15 protein-coding genes are annotated in these 20,442 nt (G+C 72.0%); 5 read left to right on the top strand and 10 right to left on the bottom strand.

Annotated features, from left to right (window positions below):
- From BMZ82_RS33275 to BMZ82_RS42560, 5 genes are all read right to left on the bottom strand, one after another.
- Positions 1-564 (bottom strand): carboxyl transferase domain-containing protein (locus BMZ82_RS33275; RefSeq protein WP_305729227.1); only part of this gene is annotated, 564 nt, incomplete at its 3' end.
- A gap of 265 nt (positions 565-829) precedes the next feature.
- The gene (locus BMZ82_RS33270) at positions 830-4,840 is read right to left on the bottom strand and encodes a tetratricopeptide repeat protein (RefSeq protein WP_093781130.1); all 4,011 of its coding nucleotides are present in this window, start codon (positions 4,838-4,840) and stop codon (positions 830-832) included.
- 21 nt (positions 4,841-4,861) lie between these two features.
- Positions 4,862-5,194 (bottom strand): trypco2 family protein, encoded by a 333-nt coding sequence (locus tag BMZ82_RS33265; protein ID WP_093781129.1) that lies wholly within the window; start codon positions 5,192-5,194, stop codon positions 4,862-4,864.
- A 78-nt stretch (positions 5,195-5,272) separates the two neighbouring features.
- Entirely contained in the window at positions 5,273-6,517 is a 1,245-nt protein-coding gene (locus tag BMZ82_RS33260; RefSeq protein ID WP_143098955.1) for a hypothetical protein, read from the bottom strand.
- A gap of 32 nt (positions 6,518-6,549) precedes the next feature.
- Positions 6,550-6,999 carry a hypothetical protein gene (locus tag BMZ82_RS42560; RefSeq protein ID WP_177244782.1) on the bottom strand — a complete coding sequence of 150 codons (450 nt, stop codon included), beginning with the start codon at positions 6,997-6,999 and terminating at the stop codon, positions 6,550-6,552.
- Positions 7,000-7,564: 565 nt separating this feature from the next.
- On the opposite strand from BMZ82_RS42560, the gene BMZ82_RS33250 reads away from it, so the two are divergent.
- The 3 genes from BMZ82_RS33250 to BMZ82_RS33240 all read left to right on the top strand — a co-directional run bounded on the left by BMZ82_RS33250 (position 7,565) and on the right by BMZ82_RS33240 (position 11,231).
- Positions 7,565-8,212: a YceI family protein gene (locus tag BMZ82_RS33250; RefSeq protein WP_093781127.1), complete on the top strand. Its 648-nt coding sequence runs from the start codon at positions 7,565-7,567 to the stop codon at positions 8,210-8,212.
- A 104-nt stretch (positions 8,213-8,316) separates the two neighbouring features.
- Complete coding sequence (locus BMZ82_RS33245; RefSeq protein ID WP_093781126.1) at positions 8,317-8,955, top strand: hypothetical protein; 639 nt, start codon at positions 8,317-8,319, stop codon at positions 8,953-8,955.
- Positions 8,956-9,164: 209 nt separating this feature from the next.
- A complete protein-coding gene (locus BMZ82_RS33240) occupies positions 9,165-11,231 on the top strand; it encodes a tetratricopeptide repeat protein (protein WP_143098954.1) in 2,067 nt (688 codons plus the stop codon).
- A gap of 49 nt (positions 11,232-11,280) precedes the next feature.
- Here BMZ82_RS33240 and BMZ82_RS33235 read toward each other — a convergent pair whose 3' ends face one another.
- Complete coding sequence (locus BMZ82_RS33235; RefSeq protein ID WP_093781132.1) at positions 11,281-12,726, bottom strand: ATP-binding protein; 1,446 nt, start codon at positions 12,724-12,726, stop codon at positions 11,281-11,283.
- A gap of 274 nt (positions 12,727-13,000) precedes the next feature.
- On the opposite strand from BMZ82_RS33235, the gene BMZ82_RS33230 reads away from it, so the two are divergent.
- Positions 13,001-13,564, top strand: a complete 564-nt coding sequence (locus BMZ82_RS33230; protein WP_143098953.1) for an ATP-binding protein — start codon at positions 13,001-13,003, stop codon at positions 13,562-13,564.
- Between the two features lie 114 nt (positions 13,565-13,678).
- On the top strand, positions 13,679-14,464 hold the full coding sequence (locus BMZ82_RS33225) for a S1 family peptidase (protein ID WP_093781123.1): 786 nt from the start codon (positions 13,679-13,681) through the stop codon (positions 14,462-14,464).
- Positions 14,465-14,539: 75 nt separating this feature from the next.
- Here the strand turns inward: BMZ82_RS33225 and BMZ82_RS33220 are convergent, their stop codons facing one another.
- The 4 genes from BMZ82_RS33220 to BMZ82_RS33205 form a co-directional block, all read right to left on the bottom strand.
- A complete protein-coding gene (locus BMZ82_RS33220) occupies positions 14,540-15,988 on the bottom strand; it encodes a hypothetical protein (RefSeq protein ID WP_218159079.1) in 1,449 nt (482 codons plus the stop codon).
- A 68-nt stretch (positions 15,989-16,056) separates the two neighbouring features.
- Positions 16,057-17,661: a citramalate synthase gene (cimA, locus tag BMZ82_RS33215; RefSeq protein ID WP_093781122.1), complete on the bottom strand. Its 1,605-nt coding sequence runs from the start codon at positions 17,659-17,661 to the stop codon at positions 16,057-16,059.
- 359 nt (positions 17,662-18,020) lie between these two features.
- Positions 18,021-19,109, bottom strand: a complete 1,089-nt coding sequence (locus BMZ82_RS33210) for a branched-chain amino acid aminotransferase (protein ID WP_093781121.1) — start codon at positions 19,107-19,109, stop codon at positions 18,021-18,023.
- Between the two features lie 248 nt (positions 19,110-19,357).
- Positions 19,358-20,401: a 3-isopropylmalate dehydrogenase gene (locus BMZ82_RS33205; protein WP_093781120.1), complete on the bottom strand. Its 1,044-nt coding sequence runs from the start codon at positions 20,399-20,401 to the stop codon at positions 19,358-19,360.
- Positions 20,402-20,442: the final 41 nt, after the last annotated feature.

The following is a 20,442-nucleotide window of genomic DNA, read 5'->3' as shown; positions in this document are numbered from 1 at the left end:
CGCGCCGCCCGCGCACGGGCCGAGCATCACGCTGATCTGCGGGATGACGCCGGACGCCTTCGTGTTGCGCTGGAAGATGCCCCCGTACCCGGCGAGCGCGGACACGCCCTCCTGGATACGGGCCCCCGCGCCGTCGTTCAACGACACCAGCGGAGCACCCGCCGCGATGGCCATGTCCATGATCTTGTGGATCTTCGTCGCGTGAGCCTCGCCCAGCGCCCCGCCGAAGATCCGGAAGTCATGCGCGTAGACGAAGACCGTACGGCCCTCCACCGTGCCCCACCCGGTGATCACACCGTCCGTGAACGGCTTCTTCGACTCCAGGCCGAACCCGCTCGCCCGGTGCCGACGCAACTGCTCGACCTCCTGGAAGGAACCCGGGTCCACCAGCAGCTCGATCCGCTCCCGGGCCGTCAGCTTGCCCTTGGCGTGCTGCGCCTGGGTCGCCTTCTCGCTCGGGCCGGCCAGCGCCTGGGCACGGATCTCGTGCAGCTCGGCCACGCGGCCGCGCGCGTCCGTGGGTTCCCCGGTCGGCTCACCCGTCGTCTCTTCCAAAACGGTCATGTAGCGACCATACGAAGCCCGCCAAGGAAACAGGGACGTCGACTCCGTACAGTCTCCGGCGTGTTTTCCTGGTACCACTGAACAGAACCTGGTCGGCATGCAGGCTTTCCGACTGCTCAAAGGGCCTGGGGCTTGTAGAAGTCGGACAAAGCTAGGGGCTGAGACTCGCCTCACATTCGGGGCTGGCATATGCCTCCCGGGGGTGAACGGGAGGGCCGGACGGCGGGTCACCGGTGTCGGTGTCGCCGCGCTTCAGCGCCCCGCTTCAGCTCCGCCGTCGACGCTTTCGGGGCCGTTCCGGCAGGCCGTGCCGCGCCGCCTTGACGATCTCCGCCTGGAGGCTGTCGCAGTCCGCCGTCTCCCGGGCGTACAGCTCCGGGTCCAGGGTGGCGAGCGGGGCGAGACAGGTCCGGGACTCCTCGACCTCCCGCAGTGCCTCGTCGAAGGCCCCGGTCCACGGGAGGGTGTCCGCGAGATTGTAGTGGCAGGTGGCGAGCGTGAGCGCGTACTGCCGTGGGTCGGCGTCCGGCTCGGCCTCCCGGGTGACCGCGAGCGCCTCGCGCAGGTCGGTCAGGGCCTCGTGCTGGCGGCCGTCGGCGGAGAGCAGACCGCCGTACGCGGCGAGGGCGGCGGCGAGGGCGAGCCGGTCGGTGGCCGTACCGCGCAGGGACAGCAGCAGGCGCCGGACGGCGACGGCCTCGGCGTAGCCGCGCTCCGCGTGGGCGGTGCGGCCGTCCCGCTGGTCCTGGCGGGCGATGTCGGTCAGGACGTCCGCCAGGTCGTGGCCGTGCTGCTCGGGGTCGTGGTGGGTCAGGATCCGTCGTACGGAGACCAGGATGCGGGACAGGTGCCGCCGGGACCGGTGCCGGCCGAGCATGCCGTACAGGTCCACTGCGGCCGTCAACGCCATGGCGTACTCGGTCAGATGGTCTCCGGGCAGGTTCTTCAGCGGGCGGCGGTAGTGCGAGAGGGCGCGGCTCACGAGCTTCAGCGCCCGGCGCAGGTCCTCGCGGTGGTCGGCGATCCGTCCCCCGGCGGTGGGCGCGTACAGCATCTCGGCGAGGACGATCTGGGTCCGCGCCTCCAGCCGCGGGTCGACCAGTTTCCGGCGGACCAGGTCCGTGCTGACGGCGAGACACTCCTCGATGACTTCGAGCGCCTCGTCGTAGCGGCCCAACTCCTGGAGCACGCCGGAGTACTGGAACAGCGAACTCCACAGCGACTCGGTGGGTTCGCCGGCGTCCACGGCCTGTTCACGGCGGATGGCGAGGCCGCGGCGGAGCGGTTCCAGGGCCTCCTGCGGGCGGTCCAGGGCGAGCAGCGTCGCGCCGAGGTTGTTCAGGATGACCGCCAGGGCCGCCGCGCCGATGGGGGTGCCGAGGCTCTCCGGGCGGTCGGCCACGGCGAGGGCGGCGCGGGCGACCTTGAGGGATTCCTCCATACGGTCCATGGCCCTGAGCCGGTTGGCGCGGCCGACGAGGCTGCCCAGGGCGTCGAGGTCCACCGCGTCGGGGCTCTCCTCGGTGAGCCGGTCCAGGGACTGGGCCGTCGTCTCCGAGAGGACGTCGGCGGCTTCCCGGAACCTGCCGAGGTGGTTGAGGGTGAGGGCGAGGTCCGCCTCCGCGTCCGCGAGGCGTTCGAGGAGGGCCGGGTCGCCGGTGGCGGCGGCGAGGGTGCCGAGGAGCGCGACCCGGCGTTCCTGGAGGGGGCGCGCGGTGTCGGGTTCGCCGCGTCCGGTGAGGGCCCGGGCACGCTCGCCGAGGAGTTCCGCGCTCGCGCGGTCCCGGTCGGGCCCGGCCGGCAGCCGCTCCACCAGGTCCTCGGCCGCGCTCAGGGTGACGAGGGCCGGGTCGAAGTCGCCCGCCCAGCGCTGCGAACGGGCCTTCAGGGTCAGCACCTCGACGCGGGTCGCGGGCGGGGCGGCGGCCTGCCCGGAGTCCAGCAGCCGCAGGGCCTCCTCGCAGCGGCGGACGGCCGCCAGATGGTCCCCGGCCGCCTGCCGCCACACCGCCTCGTGCACGAGCGCGCCGACCCGGCGCTCCGGCTGCAGCGCCCGCACGGCGGTGGCGGCGGTTCGGGTGGCCCACTCGGCGAGCACCCGGCTCCGGCCCGCGCCGAGCCGGTCGAGCAGCTCCAGCAGGAGCGCGGGGTCGGTGGACGGGGCGTCGGTGAGCCGGTGCAGGGCCTCTACGAGGGGGTCCGGGCAGTCCGTGAGGGTCGCGGCCTGCATGACCCGCGCGGCGAGCGACGGCACGCGCGTGAGCGCGGCATCGAGGGCACGAGCCACCGGCTCCCAGTGGCGGGGCAGTTCGCCCGTACGGGAGACGGTGACCAGGGCGGCGAGGAGGGTGTCGGTACGGGTGGGGGGTGCTGGTGCGGTGCGGGGTGACTGCCCGGTGGGTGTACTTGGGGCGGTGTGGGTGGTGGCGAGTGTGGTCAAGGGTGCGGCGATGAGGTCGGGGTCGGCCTTGGTGCGTTCGCCGATGTGGTACTCGCCGAGTCGGTCCGGTTGGAGGGCGCCCCAGCAACTGCCTGTGGGGGTCGGGTACATCTCGGCCAGCCAGGCGGTGCCCTCCCCGACCGTGGTGTCGTCCGCCGTGCGGAATCCCGGGGAGGTGCGCAACAGCGGGCGGGCCAGGGCGGGTTCGGCCCCGGCGGTGAGGGTGGCGGTGCCGACCGCGTCGGCCAGTGCCACGGGTCCCGTGGCCGCCAGTGCGGGGCGGCCCGCCGCGCTGTCCTCCCAGTAGGCGCGTTCGTGCAGCAGGAGTTGCTCTTCCACGCGCAGGTCCGGGTCGGGCGGGCGGGTCGCCGGGTGCGTCGCCAGGAGGTCGGTGAGGGCCGTCATGTGCAGGGTGAGGGCGGAGCCGTAGCCGGGCGCGCTCACGTCCCTCGGGGCGACGAGTCCGACGCGGGCCGACCAGTCGCCGGTCGCCTCGCGCAGCGCCCGGGGCAGGGCCTGCGGGAGCCGTACGGCGAGGTCGGTCAGCGCGTCCTGGTAGTGGGCGGCGCGGTCCGGTAACCCGGTGAGCGGCGGCAGTTCGCGGTGGACGGCGTCGTAGGTGAGGGCGCGGGTCTCGCGGGTGCGGGTCCTGAGCTGGTCCCACCAGCCGCCCGTGTCGTCGCCGAGGCCACGGGCGGTCAGCAGTAGGCGTACCGGCGGGCGTCCCTCGGGGCGCCGGTCCAAGGCCGTGAGCAGGGCGGTCAGTTGGGGGATCCGCAGCTCGGCGTAGTCGGCCACCAGGATCAGGGGGCGGTCGACCTCGGCGAGTACTCCGTGGTCGCCGTCCGGCCCCCGGTCGTCGAGCCAGCCGCAGACCCAGCCGTGCCGGTCGCGCATCCGGGCGGACAGTTCCCGGGCCAGCCGGGACTTGCCCGCACCGCCCGGCCCGGTGACCACGGCGAGCCGTACTCCGCCCTCAGGGGGGCTGCCGTCGGCGGCGGCGCACCACTCGTCGGCGAGTTCCCGCAGGAGTTCCTCGCGGCCGTGGAAGCGGACCACTTCGGCGCGCTGGTCCAGCAGTGTCGCCGGGGAGCGGACCTGCCAGCCGGTGGCGGGAGTGACCAGGCCCTGGAGGTCGACCGGCTCCCACACGGGGGCGGCCGCCGTGTGCCGGGTCACCAGGTCGGTGAACGCCGGGTCGGCGAGCAGGGCGTACACCGGTACGGCCTCCCAGCGCGGCAGTCCCCAGCCGGTCACGTCGGTCACGACCACGCCGGTCAGCAGCGGCAGCCCGTGCGCCGGGGCGCCGCAGAAGAGGGCGGCGCCCGACTGGCCGCTCCAGGGGGACGGCGTACGTCTGCCCGGGTCGGGGGGCGGGCTGCTGGCCAGCTCCACGGTGTAGCGGTGCGAGAGCGCGCCGGTGCCGGGGGCGAGTGTGGCGCGCGGCTGCTGGAGTTCGAGGCTGCCGTCGGCGCGCCGGCCCACCTCGGGGTAGCCGGCCACGTCGCAGGGCTGGTGCCTGGCGGTGACGAGGCGGCCCCAGCGGACCGGGGCCACCGGCTCGCGCACGTCCGTCTCGGCGAGCAGCAGGGCGGCGTCGACGTCGGCGCCGCCGATCGTCCCGCCCCGCCAGACCACCGCGCACCGGACGGGCCCGGCGCCGCCGCCCGGCACCTGGACCTCGCAGGAGTCACGGCCGTCCAGCACATGACGGGCCGTCAACACCAGTCGCCGGCCCAGGAGATAGCCGCTGCCGTTGCCGACGTACCCCGAAGCGTTGTCTGCGTTTCTCGAAGTGCCGGGCAGCAGAACCGCAACGATCCGGCCCAGTTCCATGCGCGAACCCCCGTCAGAATGTCAGCGTGTCAGCGCGCCCCCGCCACCGGTCAAACCCCCTGTGGCGGCGGCCGAGTTGGCGATCCTGACGCCCTGGCCGTCCGGGTCCACCGCGCGCAGGGTGAACGCGAGCCGGTGGGTCGCCGTCGTGGACCGGGTGACGCCCGCCTCGGCCGACACCACCCAGGCCTTGATGGACCCCTTCCCGGAGTTCTCGCGGCGCAGCTCGACGGTGAACTCCAGTGAGATCTCGCCGAGTTCGAACCGCATCCCGTCCGCTGCCGCACGGTCTCTGGCGGCGGTGAGCTCCGCACGCAGGTGGTCGATCGCGTCCCCGACCGTGATGTCGTCCATGCACCCACGGTAACGGCTCAACTCCCGTGAGGCACAGGGGCCGACGGGATCGGCGGCCGCCGCGGCTCGTGGAGCGGCTCACTCCTCGACGAGCCGGGGGATCACGTACCGCTGGACGTGACGTACGTACTCCTGGAGGCGCTCCCAGCCCTCCTCCTCGCCGTCGCGCCAGGTGCGCAGACCCCAGTCCGGCGGGAGGGCGTGCCGCTTGACCCAGAGCATGTACGCGCAGACCGCCTCGCGCCGGTCGGCGATCCCTTCCAGGTGGCGGGCGAGCGGGCCGTCGCCGCGGGCTCGGGCGAGCGCGGCGAACATGTCCACGACGGCGTAGTAGCAGAGCACCGCCTCCGTGGTGCGGTGCACGCAGCGCAGCAGCAGGCTGCCGTCGCGGCGCGCCTGTTCCTCCAGTCGCCGGGTGCGTCCGAAGCGGCTGAGGCGTCCGGTGTGGAAGTGGCGTTTGACGTTGCCGATGTCCAGCACGCCGGGCCCGTCCTCGTTCTCGCTCGCGCCGATGACGAGCGCGTTCATCGTGAGGATGTACGCCCCGCAGTCCGCCGCCAGTTCGCGGCGGACCTCGCGCGGGAGTCCGGCGGTGAAGGGCGGCAACGGGAAGCCGGTACCGGCCTCGTCGTCCAGCTTGCGGTAGCAGACGGGGACGAATTCGCGGGCCATCAGGAAGAGGGTGCAGGCGTCGAAGGCCATGAAGGGGTCGCCGGGTCCGTGGCGGACCTCGCCCTCCGGCATGGCCATCGGGATGAGCGGCCGAGGCGGCAGCAGGGTGGCCCCGCGTGCGGGCCGCCAGGATCTCAGGTACGAGGCGATCGAGCCGTCCACGTCGGTCCAGATCCGTTCGCGATCCAGCGCGACGGACCCGATGCCGTCCTCGCCCCCGCCCCCGCCCTCGCCCTCACCCTCGCCGACGAGGAAGAGGGCGGGCAGGACCCAGGACAGGTTGGCCATCAGTTCGGCGGTCTGGGGCGGCACGCCGATGAGGAATCCCCGGCCGCCGCCCGGCAGCGGCCGGACCAGCGTCCTGGTCTCCGGATCGGTCGACGGCTGGACGAAGACCTCCACCGCCGCGGCGAGCCGCTCGGCCTCGCCGAGACCCGGCACCCGCAGTTCGCTCGCGCGGGGGTCGCCGTCGTCGGTCCGGGCGAAGGCGTGGGCGAGCAGGAGCAGATCGAGCAGGACACGCGGCCGGGAGGCGATCTCCACCAACGCGGACGGGTCGTCGAGCAGGTCACGGGCACGGCCGGGGTCCGCGCCACGAACAAAGTCCGGCTCGGCAAAAACCCGCGACAACCGAATCGCCTCGGCGGCCAACGCCGCATTCTGCGCTGCCCGAAAGAGAACGCTCACCGCGAAGGGACCGGGATCGGATTCGGGATCGGAATCGGGGGTGGGGTTGGGGGTGGGGTTGGGGGTGGGATCCGGGCCGGGGCCTGGGTTGGAACCGGGGCCGGGGCCAAGGCCGGGGCCGGGGCCAGGGCCGGGGCCGGGGCCGGGGCCGGGGCCGGGGCCGGGGCCGTGGCCGGGGCCGGGGCCGGGGCCGGGGCCGGGGCCGGGGTTAGGGCCGGGGCCGGGGCCGGGGCCAGGGCCAGGGCCGGGGCCGGGACCAGAGCCAGGGCCGGGGCCGGGACCGGGACCAGAGCCAGGGCCGGGGCCGGGACCGGGACCAGAGCCAGGGCCGAGGCCGGGGCCAGGGCCAGGGCCAGGGCCAGGGCCAAGGCCAGGACCGGAGCGTGCGCCTGCGCCTGCGCCTGCGCCTGCGCCTGCGCCAGCGCCAGCATCAGGGCCCGCGTCAAGCCTCGCGGCGCCCCGCTGTTCCAGCCCCTCCGCAAGGGCGTTGTTCAGTGCGCCGTGCAGCCCCGCCGCGTCCCGTATCTCCACGTCCCGGTGCGGCCCCCGGATCAGGATCAGCCCGTGGGCGACGGCCGGGTCGGAGCGGACGACGAGGTCGTGCGGTCCCGCCCGGCGCACGACCACGCCGTGGCGCAGCCGGTGTCGCAGGGTCGCGACGACCTGCGCGAGGGTGTCGGTCGTGGCGGTCCCCGTCAGCACGACCTCGGCCCGGGACGTGCCGCCCGAGGGATGCAGAGCGGTGTGGTCCACGCCCGCGGCGCGCAGCACTTCCTGCGCGGCCTCGGTCTCCTTGCGGACCGGCACGGTGAAGAGATGGAAGACCGTCGGTGTGCGTTCTGTCGCTGCCCCCACAGTTCGACAGCATGCGGGACGGTGATCGCATGGAGCAATGGGGTGAACACACTCCGGATAAAGTTGAACATTGAACGGAATGGGTCTACGGTCACTCACGTTGACGTCGTTGAATATTAAACATCAACGATCTTCGCCCTCCCCAAGGAGCACACCATGGGCATCTTCGGCCGCAAGAGCACCAACGAGACCGCCGCGACCACCACGACCGGCACCACGACCAGCACCGCGACCGACGTCGCCGCCGGCGCGACGAACCCCGGCCTCGCCGCCCTGACCGGCGACTACTCGATCGACCCGGCGCACTCGTCGATCGGCTTCGTCGCGCGCCACGCGATGGTCACGAACGTCAAGGGCAAGTTCACCGACTTCACCGGCTCGCTGCACCTGGACGGCACCGACCCGACACGCTCCACCGCCTCCATCGACGTCACGATGGACAGCATCGACACCGGGTCCGCCGACCGCGACGGCCACCTGAAGAGCGCGGACTTCTTCAAGACCGACGAGTTCCCGGCGATGACCTTCCGCTCCACCTCGGCGCAGGCGCTCGGCGACGACGACTACCGCATCACCGGCGACCTCACCATCCTCGGCGTCACCAAGCCCCTCACCATCGACCTGGAGTTCCACGGCAGCGCCAAGGACCCGTTCGGCAACGAGCGCGTCGGCTTCGAGGGCAAGGCGGAGATCCTGCGTTCGGCGTGGGGCCTGACCTGGAACGCGGCACTGGAGACGGGCGGCGTCCTGGTCTCCGACAAGATCAAGCTGAACTTCGACATCTCGGCGATCAAGAACGCGTAAGCGCGTCGTCGATTCGTCGCCGCATACGTAAGAAATCGGCGGATAGGGGCCGGAAGCGAACAGCTCCCGGCCCTTCGCTGTGTCCTGTGTCACAGTCACGAGGCATGAGCATCAGGACCGGACCCCAGGCATACCCGGGCGCGAACCGCGACCACTGGTACCAGGACGACTTCGGCGGCGACCGCATGGAGGTCAACGTCGTCGTCCTGCACACGACGGAGGGCCGCTCGCTGCCCGACTACCAGGGCGGCTCCGTCGCACCCAACCTGACGGCGGTGCCGGACTTCGCCGCCCGGCGGCTGAAGTGGTACCAGCACTTCGACATCGACGTCTCCTCCCGCGCGCTGGCCAACCTGCGCGGCGGCGTCGAGACGAACACCCTGAACGTCTGCCAGGCGGAACTCGTCGGCACCTGCGACCCCGACATCCACGCCAAGTGGAAGGCCCGCGACCTGGACCACATCTACTGGCCGAAGGCCCCCGAGTGGGCGCTGCGCGCCGTCGCCCAGTACCTGGCGTGGATGCACCTCCACCACGACGTACCGCTGCGCGGGCCGACGCTGTGGCCCGCGTACCCGAAGTCGGCGGGGAACGGCGGCGGGCAGCGGATGAGCGGGGAGCGCTGGAACGCGTTCAAGGGAGTGTGCGGACACATGCACGTCCCCGAGAACGCGCACGGCGACCCCGGCGCGCTCGACTTCGAGTCCCTGCTCGACTTCGCGAAGGCAGCGGTCCAGGACTGAGACCGGTTCACGACGTACCGGCGGGCGCGGAGGGGAAGGAAAGGGGAGCGGGCGTCTCGGTCGGGGAGCGGAACGGCGGTGGGTGACTGGTGGGCGGCGGAGATCACGTCGAGTTCCGGGGGAACGTGTTCCTCGGACCGGTCACCGGGTTGGGAGTCGTACCGGGGGCTGTGGCCGGAGCCGCTCCCCCGCCGCCGCCATCCGGTGCCGTGTCCAACCTGCTGCGCGCGCCCGCCGTCTTCACGGGCCGTGACACCGAGGCCGGACGGCTCCTGGACGCACTGGATCCGGCCACCGAACACACTGCTGTCGGCGTCGGCGTCGGCGTCGTCGCCGTCGCGGGCCTGGGCGGAGTGGGCAAGACCGCCCTCGCCCTGCACGTGGCGCACACGGCGCGGCAGCGCGGCTGGTTCCCCGGCGGTGCGCTCTTCGTGGACCTGCGCGGATACGACGACGTCCCGGCGACCTCCGAACACGCCGTACTGTCCCTGCTGCGGGCGCTCGGCGGCGACGAGCCCGGCGGCGAGGACCTCTACGGCCGCTACCGCATCGAACTCGCCCGCCGCGCACCGGTGTTGATCGTCCTGGACAACGTCTCCGACCCGGCGCAGATCACCCCGCTCCTCCCCGGGGAGGGCGCTGGCCACCGTGTGCTGATCACCTCCCGGGACGTCCAGGACTCCCTCCCCGTACGGCAGTTCACGATCGGCGCGCTGGCGACCGAGGACGCCTGCCTGCTCGTGGACCGCTGCCTGCGGGAGCACGACCCCGATGACCTGCGCGCCACCGAGGACCCCGACGCCGTCCGCGAACTGGCCTCCCTGTGCGGCCACTTGCCCCTCGCCCTGCTGATCGCCGCCGCGCTGTTACGACGCCGTGGACCGCGCCCGGTCAGCACCCTCACCGCCGAACTGCGCACCGCCGCCGACCGGGTGCGGGCGCTGCGCTTCAAGGGGGTGGACCAGTACCGCCGGGAGCTTGCGCTGCGGCCGGTCTTCGACGTCATGTACGGGCGGCTGGAGCCGGAAGTGGCCCGCGTACTACGGGCGTTGGGCCAAGCGCCGACGCCCGAGGTGTGGATGGGCTCGGCGGTCGTCCTCGCGGACCTGTCGCTCGACGAACTGCGGCCGCTGCTGGACGACTTGGTCGCCGCGTCCCTCCTGACCGCGGACCCCGGCGGCGAACTGTGGCGGATGCACGACCTGGTCCAGGTGTACGTCCGCGGCGTTGCGGACGCGGACCCGAGGACCGCGCAGGAGGCGGAGACCGCCCGGGGCCGCCTCCTCGACATCTGCGAGACCGGCCTCCGAGCCGCCAACAACTGCCTCTGGCCCGGCGCACACCCCGACACCCCCGACTCCTTCACCGGCGACTACCAGCGCGCCCTGAACTGGCTCGACGCGGAACGCCAGACCCTGCTGGGCCTGGCCCGCCGAATGGACACAACAGAGCCCACGACCCCGCACACGGACCCGCACACGACCGCTGCCCAGCCCCCGCCCCCGCCCCGAACCGCTCAAGCCATGGCCCTGGGCCTCAACCTCGACGCGTACCTGCATCTGCGCCGGGCCCACCACGACTGGCTGGAGGTGGCGACGGCCGCGCACCGCACCGCGCAGCGCCTGGGCGACACCGCGGCCACGGCCGCCGCGTGCGGTTCACTGGGCATGTGCCTCAACGCCCTCGGCCGGGGCGAGGAGGCGGTCCCCCTCCTGTACCGCGCGACGGAACTCTGCGCCGAGACCAGGAACCAGCGCGCCGAGGCCGCCGCGTGGACGAACCTCGGGACCGTCCTGCGCGGTCTGGGCAGACCCGCCGAGGCCGTCCGGGCCCACCGCGGAAGCCTGCGCCTCTACGAAGCGCTCGGCGACCGGCGCTCCAAGGGACTCGCCCTCGGCAACTACGGCGCCACGCTCTACGCGCTGGGCCGCTACGACGACTCGCTCGCCGCCACGAGAAAAGCGCTGCGCATCCACCTCGAACTGGGCGACAAGTCCGGCGAGGCAGCCGCCCGAAGCTTCCTCGGCCACCTCTGGACGACAGCCGGCCGCACCGCCGAGGCCGCCGATGAATACCTGCGCTCCGCCCGCCTCTACACCGCACTCGACAACCCGCACGAGACGGCGACAGCCTGCCTCCACATGGCCCGCGCCCTACACACCCTCGGCCACCCCGCCCAGGCCGAGGAAATCCTGAGAATCGCCGCCGCCTGCTTCGAATACGCCGGCTCGCAGGAGGAAGCGGCGAAGGCGAGACGGCTCGCCGAGGGGCAGTAGCCGGCCTGCGGGGCGGTGCGTGAGAGCCGGGCGCCGACAGGAACACGCGCTACTCCCCCGCGTAAAGACGCGCCAGATCCACCAGTACCACCTCTCCTCGGTCGCCTGCCGCACGCAGTTCGTCGCTGAATCCCCCTCCGCTGTAGCAGGCGAGCCGGACAGCCGAGGTGTCGATGCCGCGTGCCGCGAGCAACGCCGCCGCGTGACGCAGCCTTTCCAGGTGCCCCATGCCCATGGCCTGGTCCCACTTGGCCTCCCCCAGGGACAGCAGGACCCCGTTGTCCTGTCCGACGGCCCCGCGCACCACCACGTCGATCTCATGGCTGGTCCGCCCTGCCTGATCAGGAACAGTCCCGTACGTCACGTCGATCGGCATACCCCCGAAGGTCTCCGGAGCAGCGAAATGCGCCACCCACTCCCGGCAGATCTGCTCGAAGTGCGGCCCCACGACGGCGGACAGGAACCGGTAACGGGAACTCCGCCAGACCTGCTCCGCCATCCCCCGGTCGAGCAGAGGGAGTCGAGGCCGCGAAATGGCGTGGTCGAAGGCGATGAGCGGCTCACCCACACGGTAGACGCTGCGGTTCTTGCGGAAGGCGTCCGCCTCCTTGCGGACCAGGCCGCAGTCCTGGAGCACCGTGAGGGGGTGAGTGATGTCGCTGACGGGCCGCTCCAGGAATGCGGCGATACGCCCTGCCGTGCCGTTTCCGGAAGCGAGGGCCGCCAGCACGGAGTGGTACAGCGCCCGGTCCCGGAGGTCCGACTCGTCGGCGAGGAGGTAACGGGCCTCGCGGTAGAGCGGGGAGCGGGGTGACAGCGCCGTACGACAGACCCAGGCGTCGAAGTCGGCCAGGTCGGCCGGGGTGTCGTCCCGGACGAACTCCCGGCGGTAGGCGGGAGTTCCACCCACAACGCTGTGGACGAGCAGGGCGAGGCGAGCGTCTTCGATGCCCCAGAAGGTCGCAGTCTGCCGGAAGTCCAGTGGATGGACGACGAGTTCGAGGCCGGCCCGGCCTCTGAGGGGTGAAGTGCCACTGAGCAGCCTGCCCATGAAGGAGAGGGAGCTGCCGCACAGGAGCAGTCGGGTACGCGACTCGAGCCGTTCGGGGCGACGGGGGCCGTAGGCGACCTGGACGATGGAAGGCAGCGACGGAGTCGCCCTGGCCAGGTAGGGGAACTCGTCGATGACGACCGGGAGAGGCCGCTCCTTGCCCAGGGCGAGCAGCGCGTCGACGGCCTGCTCCCAGCGGTCGAACCGCATGGGGGCGACGGTCCCGGTGTACTGGCCCAGCTCTTCGCCGAAGCGGCGCAGAGACTCGGCCTCCGTCGCCTCGTACGCACAGAAGTAGAAGCCTCCGGCGGCCCGGGCGAGGGAGTCGAGCAGAAAGGACTTCCCCTGCCTGCGCCGCCCGGAGACCACAGCCATGGTCGCCTCACCGCCGTCATCGGCGGCGAACGCGGTGAGCTCGCTCCATTCCCAGTCGCGGGCGAACATGTCGGAGGGTTTGGGGAGGTGGGGATGGCGGGGGCGATCAGACACGGGGCGGCTCCTGTGCAGAGCAGGACTGGACGGCCGGTTTAGGGAAGTACGTTTCCCGGAAGTACGTTTCCCTTAACGAGGCGCGGGTTCTCCGGTCACTCCTGCGACAGGATGGGGATGGTGATGCCCACGCGGGGGGATTCCGGTGGGCGGTCAGGACCACGTCGAGTTCCGGGGCGGCACGTTTCACGGGCCTGTGACAGGCAGCGTCGAGCACCATCACCATCCCGTGCCCATCGTCACCGTCACGTCGACGCTTCCCTCACCCCCTGCGGCTTTCACCGGTCGCGACGGAGAACTCGGCGCATTGTCGGAGGCGCTCGACCCCAGCACCCATGGGAGCCCTGACGCGATCCTGATCACCGCCGTAGGTGGGCTCGGCGGGGTCGGCAAGACGGCGCTGGCCCTTCAGGCGGCTCACGCGACGCGAGCCCGCTTCCCGGGCGGAGCCCTCTTCATCAACATGCGCGGCTACGACAGAGCTCCGGTGGCCCCCGAGGAAGCGGTGCTGTCGTTTCTCCGCGCCTTCGGGGTCCGGGGCGAGGACGCTCCCATCGCACCGGAGGACCGGTACTCGCTGTACCGGTCGCTGCTGGACTCACGTGCGTCGATGCTGATCTTCCTGGACAACGTTTCGGAAGCCGCACAGGTGGTGCCACTGCTACCCGGCAGCACGCGCCATCGCGTGCCGGTGACGTCGGACTGCCGGGCCGCAGACTCCCCCTGGGCGCTGTGGCCTTCTTCGGTTGGCCGAATCAGCACCCTTGTGTGCGCGGCTGTCGCGTTCTCATAATCCTGCAACCGGCTTGACCTGACCATGCCAGCGCATGGGTATTCCTTTGCGTGCGCGATGTTTGTTGGCATGCACACGTCACGTCCTGCCCCCACCCCCACGGAAGGCAGCATCTTGAAGAAGTTCCTCACCGTCCTCAAGAGATTCGCCGTCGTCGGCGCCGCCGCCCTCGCGGTCGCCAGTCTCCAGCCCGTCTCGGCCGCGCAGGCCGCGCCGGCGCCCGTCATCGGCGGCACCCGTGCCGCGCAGGGCGAGTTCCCGTTCATGGTCCGGTTGTCCATGGGCTGTGGCGGTGCGCTCTACACGCAGCAGATCGTGCTCACCGCCGCGCACTGCGTCAGCGGGACCGGCGCCAACACCTCCATCACCGCCACCGCCGGCGTCGTGGACCTGAACTCCACCAGCGGCCGGGTCCAGGTCAAGTCCACGTACGTGTACCGGGCCCCCGGCTACGACGGCAACGGCAAGGACTGGGCGCTCATCAAGCTCGCCTCGCCCATCACCACCCAGTCCACCCTGAAGATCGCCACGACCACGGAGTACAACACCGGCACCTTCACCATCGCCGGCTGGGGCGCCGCGACCGAGGGCGGGGCCCAGCAGCGCTACCTGCTCAAGGCCACCGTGCCCTTCGTGAGCGACGCGGCCTGCCGTGCCTTCAGCGGCTACAGCGGCCTGGTCGCCAGCGACGAGATCTGCGCCGGGTACACGGCCGGCGGCACCGACACCTGCCAGGGCGACTCGGGCGGCCCGATGTTCCGCCGGGACGCGGCCAACGAGTGGATCCAGGTCGGCATCGTGAGCTGGGGCATCGGCTGCGCCCGCGCCAACGCCCCCGGCGTCTACTCCGAGGTCTCCACCTTCGCCTCGGCCATCGCCTCGGCGGCAGCCTCGCTCTGACGCCTGCCCCGATCACCGCTTAAGCCACGGGCCCGGCGCCACCAGCGCCGGGCCCGTACTCGTACCCTCGCGTCCTCAGAACCCTCCGCCGAAGTCGCCGCCCCCGCCACCCCCGCCGAAGTCCCCTCCCCCGCCGAAGCCGCCGCCGTAGTCGCCGGGGTCGAAGTCGGCGCCGGAGACGTCGCCGCCCTGGTAGCCGGCGCCGCCGAACTCGCCGTAGCCGGTGCCGTAGTCGGAGGCGTAGGACGGGGTGGCCATCAGGGAGCCGAGCATGGTGCCGACGAGGAGGCCGGGCAGGATGCCGCCGCCGAAGTAGCCGCCCGCCCAGGGGCCGTAGGCCGGGCCCGCCTCCCAGTACGGGCGGCGGCCGTAGTCGCTGTCGACCTCGCGGATGACGGGGTCGCGGCCGTCGGCGAGCCGGGTCGCGTCCGCCGCGCAGACCGGGACCTCGCGCGTGGCCCCGCCGGACGGCGTCCAGGTGGCGTCGGCGACCGAGGGGCCGTGGCGGGGGTCGAAGAAGCAGGGCGGACGGCGCTCGGGCAGCGGCGTTCCCGCGCGGCGGGCGGCGAGCTGGGCCAGGGAGAAACGGCCGTCCTCCAGCGCCTGGGTGACGGCGCGGACGTCCTCCGGTCGCGTCGCCGCCGCCATCGACGACTTGGCCTGTTCGTAGGCGTCCAGGGCGCGTTCATAGTCGGCGCGCATGGTGTCGTCGGCACCCGGTTCGGCCGGGTGGAAGTCCAGGCGGTCGAGTTCCTCGCCGAAGGCCGTGATGTCCTCGTCTACGACGACCCGCAGCCGTTCGAGGGCGGCCCGCTGCTCCTCCGCGTGCCGCCGGCGGTTGCGCCGCACCAGGGTGTACGCGCCCGCCCCGCCGGCCACCAGGACCGCGCCGACGGCGATCAGCGCGCCGGACGAGATCCGGTCGCCGCCGCCCGAGGAACTCCAGCTCCCGGGGGCCGAGCCGCCCATGTTGGCCAGGGCGCGGTCGGTGAAGTCGCCCAGTTGGGCCTTGGCGGTGCTCTCGTCCTGGACGCTGGTGACCAGATTCCGGACAGCGGTGCGTGACATGACGGACGAGTCGGCGCGGGCGTCGAAGCGGTCGCCGAGGCGGATCGCGTACAGGCCGGTGACGCCGGTGGCCGTACGCAGGTCCGGGAACAGGTTCGCGGTCGGGTACCCGGCCGGCAGGACGGCGATGAACAGGGGTTTGTCGGCGCCCTCGATCTGCCGCTGGAGCGCGTGCGCGTCCGCCTGCGACAGTTGGCCGCTCGCCTGCGGATCGACGTAGACCGGGCTCTTGCGCAGCGCCTCGGCGATCGTCGAGACGCTGGTCAGCTCGGTGGCGGCCGTGGTCGTGGCCGCAGTGGTGGCCGCGGTGGCGCGGGGGGCGCCCGCCGACGTCAGGACGGTGAGGACCGTCAGGACGGCGAGCGCCAGCGCGAGTCCCAGCGCGAGCAGCGGTCCGGTGCGGCCGGTACGGACCGTACGGCCTCGGGGGCGACGGGTCGGCGGTACGACCTTCATACCTCGAAGCTACCCGAACCATCCCCAAAGGGGACATCGGGTGGGCATTCAGTGGCCCCCCGACTCCCCTACTCCGCCGGGTCCACGCCCGCCCGCAGCAGACCGTACGTGTACGCGTCCTCCAGGGCCTGCCATGACGCGGCGATGACGTTCTCGGCGACGCCCACCGTGGACCACTCGCCCGTGCCGTCCGTCGTGGAGATCAGGACGCGGGTGGTGGACTGGGTTCCGTGGACGCCCTCCAGGATGCGGACCTTGTAGTCGACCAGGTCGAGCTTGGCGAGCTGCGGGTAGATCTTCTCCAGGGCCACCCGCAGGGACCGGTCCAGGGCGTTGACCGGTCCGTTGCCCTCCGCCGTCGCCACGATGCGCTCGCCCTTGGCCCACAGTTTGACCGTGGCCTCGTTGGCGTGGGTGCCGTCGGGGCGGTCCTCGACGATGGCCCGCCAGGACTCGACCTCGAAGTACTTCAGCGGCCGGCCCTCGACCTCGGCGCGCAGCAGCAGCTCGAAGGAGGCGTCGGCCGCCTCGTACGTGTAGCCCTTCAGCTCACGCTCCTTGACCCGCGCCACGACCCGGCCGACCACCTCGCGGTCGTCGCCCAGATCGACGCCCAGCTCCTTGCCCTTGAGCTCGATGGACGCGCGGCCGGCCATGTCGGAGACCAGCATCCGCATGGTGTTGCCGACCTGCTCGGGGTCGATGTGCTGGTAGAGGTCGGGGTCGACCTTGATCGCGGAGGCGTGCAGACCGGCCTTGTGGGCGAAGGCCGAGACTCCCACGTACGGCTGATGCGTGGACGGCGTGAGGTTGACGACCTCGGCGATCGCGTGCGAGATCCGGGTCATCTCGCGCAGCCGGCCCTCGGGCAGCACCTTCATGCCGTACTTCAGCTCCAGGGCCGCGACCACCGGGAACAGGTTGGCGTTGCCGACCCGCTCGCCGTAGCCGTTGGCCGTGCACTGGACGTGCGTCGCGCCCGCGTCCACCGCGGCCAGGGTGTTGGCCACCGCGCAGCCGGTGTCGTCCTGGGCGTGGATGCCGAGGCGGGCGCCGGTGTCGGCGAGGACCGTGGCGACGACCGCCTGGATCTGCGCCGGGAGCATGCCGCCGTTGGTGTCGCACAGGATGACCACGTCCGCGCCGGCCTCGGACGCCGCCCGGACGACCGCCTTCGCGTACTCGGGGTTCGCGCGGTAGCCGTCGAAGAAGTGCTCGCAGTCGACGAAGACCCGGCGGCCCTGTCCCTTGAGGAAGGACACGGTGTCGGCGACCATCGCCAGGTTCTCGTCCAGCGTGGTGCGCAGGGCGAGCTCGACATGGCGGTCGTGGGACTTCGCGACCAGGGTGATCACGTCCGCGCCGGAGTCGAGCAGTGCCTTGACCTGCGGGTCCTGCGCGGCATTCGCGCCCGCGCGGCGGGTCGCGCCGAAGGCGACCAGCTTGGCGTGCCGGAAGTCGATCTCCTGCCGGGCGCGGGCGAAGAACTCGGTGTCGCGCGGGTTGGCGCCGGGCCAGCCGCCCTCGATGAAGCCCACGCCGAAGTCGTCCAGGTGCCGGGCGATGGCCAGCTTGTCGGCGACGGTGAGGTTGATGCCCTCGCGCTGCGCACCGTCGCGCAGGGTGGTGTCGAAGACGTGGAACGAGTCGTCGGGTTCGCTGGTTGCGGTCATGGTCTGAAGGCTCCTGTGTCGGATCTCGGTCGTTACCGGAATGACCGGCTCCACCATCCCCCCATGTCCCTCGCGCTCTCGCTCCCGGCTGCGGGTGGGCCAGAAATGCGAAAAACCTCTCGCGGGTGCGAGAGGTCTGCGCGCGGGTCGAGGACGACGATGGCCGCTCGTACCTGGTCGTACGGAGCGGTCACTGCGGACCGGCGCGCCTGCTGCCAATAATCATGGCGAACGAGAGCACGCAGGCAGTCTGGCACAAGCCACCACGAAGCGAACCGGGTGTCTCAGGATACGGGCGGCGGTAGCCGCTGTCGTGGACACGGTGTCCACGACAGCGGCTACCGCCGGTGCCTGAGTGCTCAGCCCAGCTTGTGCATCCAGCCGTGCTTGTCCTCGGCCGTGCCGCGCTGGATGTCCAGCAGGGCCTGGCGGAGCCGGAGGGTGACCTCGCCGGGCTCGCCGCCCGACTGCCGCCACTCGACGCCGGTGCGCTTGACCGTGCCGACGGGGGTGATGACGGCGGCGGTGCCGCAGGCGAAGACCTCCGTCAGCGTGCCGTTCTCGGAGTCGCGCTGCCACTGGTCGACGGAGATACGGCCCTCCTCGGCCTCGTAGCCGAGGTCGCGGGCGACGGTGAGGAGGCTGTCTCGGGTGACGCCCTCCAGGATGGAGCCCGACAGCGACGGCGTGACGATCCGGTCGCCGTACACGAAGTACAGGTTCATGCCGCCGAGTTCCTCGACCCAGGTGCGCTCGACCGCGTCGAGGTAGCAGACCTGGGCGCAGCCCTGGGCGGCGGCCTCGGCCTGGGCGAGCAGGGACGCGGCATAGTTGCCGCCCGTCTTGGCGTCGCCCATGCCGCCGGGGACGGCGCGGACGTGGTCCTCGGAGACCCAGATGGAGACGGGCTGCACGCCGCCCGGGAAGTAGGCGCCGGCCGGGGAGGCGATCACGATGAAGAGGTACTCGTTGGCCGGCTTCACGCCCAGCCCGACCTCGGTCGCGATCATGAAGGGCCGCAGGTAGAGGGATTCCTCGCCGCCGTGCGCGGGCACCCAGTCCTGGTCCTGGGCGACGAGCGCGTCACAGGCCGCGATGAACGTCTCGACCGGCAGCTCGGGCATGGCGAGGCGGCGGGCGGAGGCCTGGAAGCGCAGGGCGTTCTTGTCGGGGCGGAAGGTGGCGACCGAGCCGTCGGGACGGCGGTAGGCCTTCAGGCCCTCGAAGATCTCCTGCGCGTAGTGCAGGACGTTGGTGGCCGGGTCGAGCGGGATCGCCGCGTACGGGACGAGCTGGCCGTCGTGCCAGCCGCGGCCCTCGGTCCACTTGATGGTCACCATGTGGTCGGTGAAGTGGCGGCCGAAGCCGGGGTGCGCCAGGATCGCGTCGCGCTCGGCGGCGGCGAGCGGGCTGGCGGAGGGCTTGAGCTCGATCGTGGGCGTCGTCATGAGTGGTTGTCCTTCACCGTTGTGTAGTGACGGGCCGCGCTCACGTCCCTGCGGCCGGTGGCCGATGGCCGATGCCTTGGGACGTCCGAGCATTCCCTCATACCGCGGCTCCGCGTTCGATTATCGCAAGCGGGGCAGGGGGAAGGAAAACGGCGTGAATGCGACCCGGGGATGATGGTGTCACCCGGCGGCGGACATGCGGAAGCCGCCGGGCGCGGAGGCGACCCGACGGCTTCTGGCAGCTCGGGTCAGCGGGCTACTCGTACGGAGAGCGCGTCGCCGATCTCGGAGGTGGTGCGGGCCGGCAGCGCGGCGCGCTCCGCGAGGTCGGCCGAGACGGCGTCCTCGATGCGGACGGCCTCGGCCTCGTGGCCGAGGTGGCGCAGGAGCAGGGCGACGGACAGGACCGTGGCGGTGGGGTCGGCCTTGCCCTGGCCCGCGATGTCCGGGGCCGAGCCGTGCACGGGCTCGAACATGGACGGGAACTCGCCGGACGGGTTGATGTTCCCGCTCGCGGCGACGCCGATGCCGCCGGAGACGGCCGCGGCGAGGTCGGTGATGATGTCGCCGAAGAGGTTGTCGGTGACGATGACGTCGAACCGGGCCGGGTCCGTGACCAGGTAGATCGTCGCGGCGTCGACGTGGATGTAGTCCGTGGTGACGTCGGGGAACTCGGCGGCCACCGTGTTGAAGACGTTCGTCCACAGGTGGCCGGCGAAGGCCAGCACGTTGTTCTTGTGGACCAGCGTGAGCTTCTTGCGGGGGCGGGCCTGGGCGCGGGCGAAGGCGTCCCGGACCACGCGCTCGACGCCGAAGGCCGTGTTCACGGAGACCTCGGTGGCGACCTCGTGCGGGGTGCCCTTGCGGATCGTGCCGCCGTTGCCGGTGTACGGGCCTTCGGTGCCCTCGCGGACGACGATAAAGTCGATCTCGGGCTGGCCGGCCAGCGGGGTGGCGACACCCGGGAGGAGCTTCGACGGACGCAGGTTGACGTGGTGGTCGAAGAGGAACCGCAGCTTGAGCAGGAAGCCCCGCTCCAGGACACCGGACGGCACGCTCGGGTCGCCGATCGCGCCGAGCAGGATCGCGTCGTGCTGCCTGAGCGCCTCGGCGTCGGCGTCGGTGAGGGTCTCACCGGTGGCGTGGTAGCGCCGGGCGCCGAAGTCGTACTCCTTGGTCTCCAGCTTCACGTCCTGCGGGAGGACGGCGGAGAGGACCTTGAGACCTTCCACCACGACCTCCTGGCCGATGCCGTCACCGGGGATCACTGCGAGATTGAGGCTGCGAGACATGCGGGAACCCTACTCCTCGTCCCATGGGATGACACGGACTG

This window comes from Streptomyces sp. yr375 (assembly GCF_900110755.1).
GTDB lineage: Bacteria > Actinomycetota > Actinomycetes > Streptomycetales > Streptomycetaceae > Streptomyces.
The sequence above is the reverse complement of the archived record's forward strand: the minus strand, read 5'-3'. Positions and strand labels throughout refer to the sequence as shown.

What these genes read in the sequence shown, in the direction of transcription:
- BMZ82_RS33205 (WP_093781120.1), bottom strand. Translation starts at nt 20,401, where the DNA reads ATGTCTCGCAGCCTCAATCTCGCAGTGATCCCCGGTGACGGCATCGGC.
- cimA (WP_093781122.1), bottom strand. Translation starts at nt 17,661, where the DNA reads ATGACCGCAACCAGCGAACCCGACGACTCGTTCCACGTCTTCGACACC.
- BMZ82_RS33245 (WP_093781126.1), top strand. Translation starts at nt 8,317, where the DNA reads ATGAGCATCAGGACCGGACCCCAGGCATACCCGGGCGCGAACCGCGAC.
- BMZ82_RS33210 (WP_093781121.1), bottom strand. Translation starts at nt 19,109, where the DNA reads ATGACGACGCCCACGATCGAGCTCAAGCCCTCCGCCAGCCCGCTCGCC.
- BMZ82_RS33220 (WP_218159079.1), bottom strand. Translation starts at nt 15,988, where the DNA reads ATGAAGGTCGTACCGCCGACCCGTCGCCCCCGAGGCCGTACGGTCCGT.
- BMZ82_RS33235 (WP_093781132.1), bottom strand. Translation starts at nt 12,726, where the DNA reads ATGTTCGCCCGCGACTGGGAATGGAGCGAGCTCACCGCGTTCGCCGCC.
- BMZ82_RS33265 (WP_093781129.1), bottom strand. Translation starts at nt 5,194, where the DNA reads ATGGACGACATCACGGTCGGGGACGCGATCGACCACCTGCGTGCGGAG.
- BMZ82_RS33270 (WP_093781130.1), bottom strand. Translation starts at nt 4,840, where the DNA reads ATGGAACTGGGCCGGATCGTTGCGGTTCTGCTGCCCGGCACTTCGAGA.
- BMZ82_RS33250 (WP_093781127.1), top strand. Translation starts at nt 7,565, where the DNA reads ATGGGCATCTTCGGCCGCAAGAGCACCAACGAGACCGCCGCGACCACC.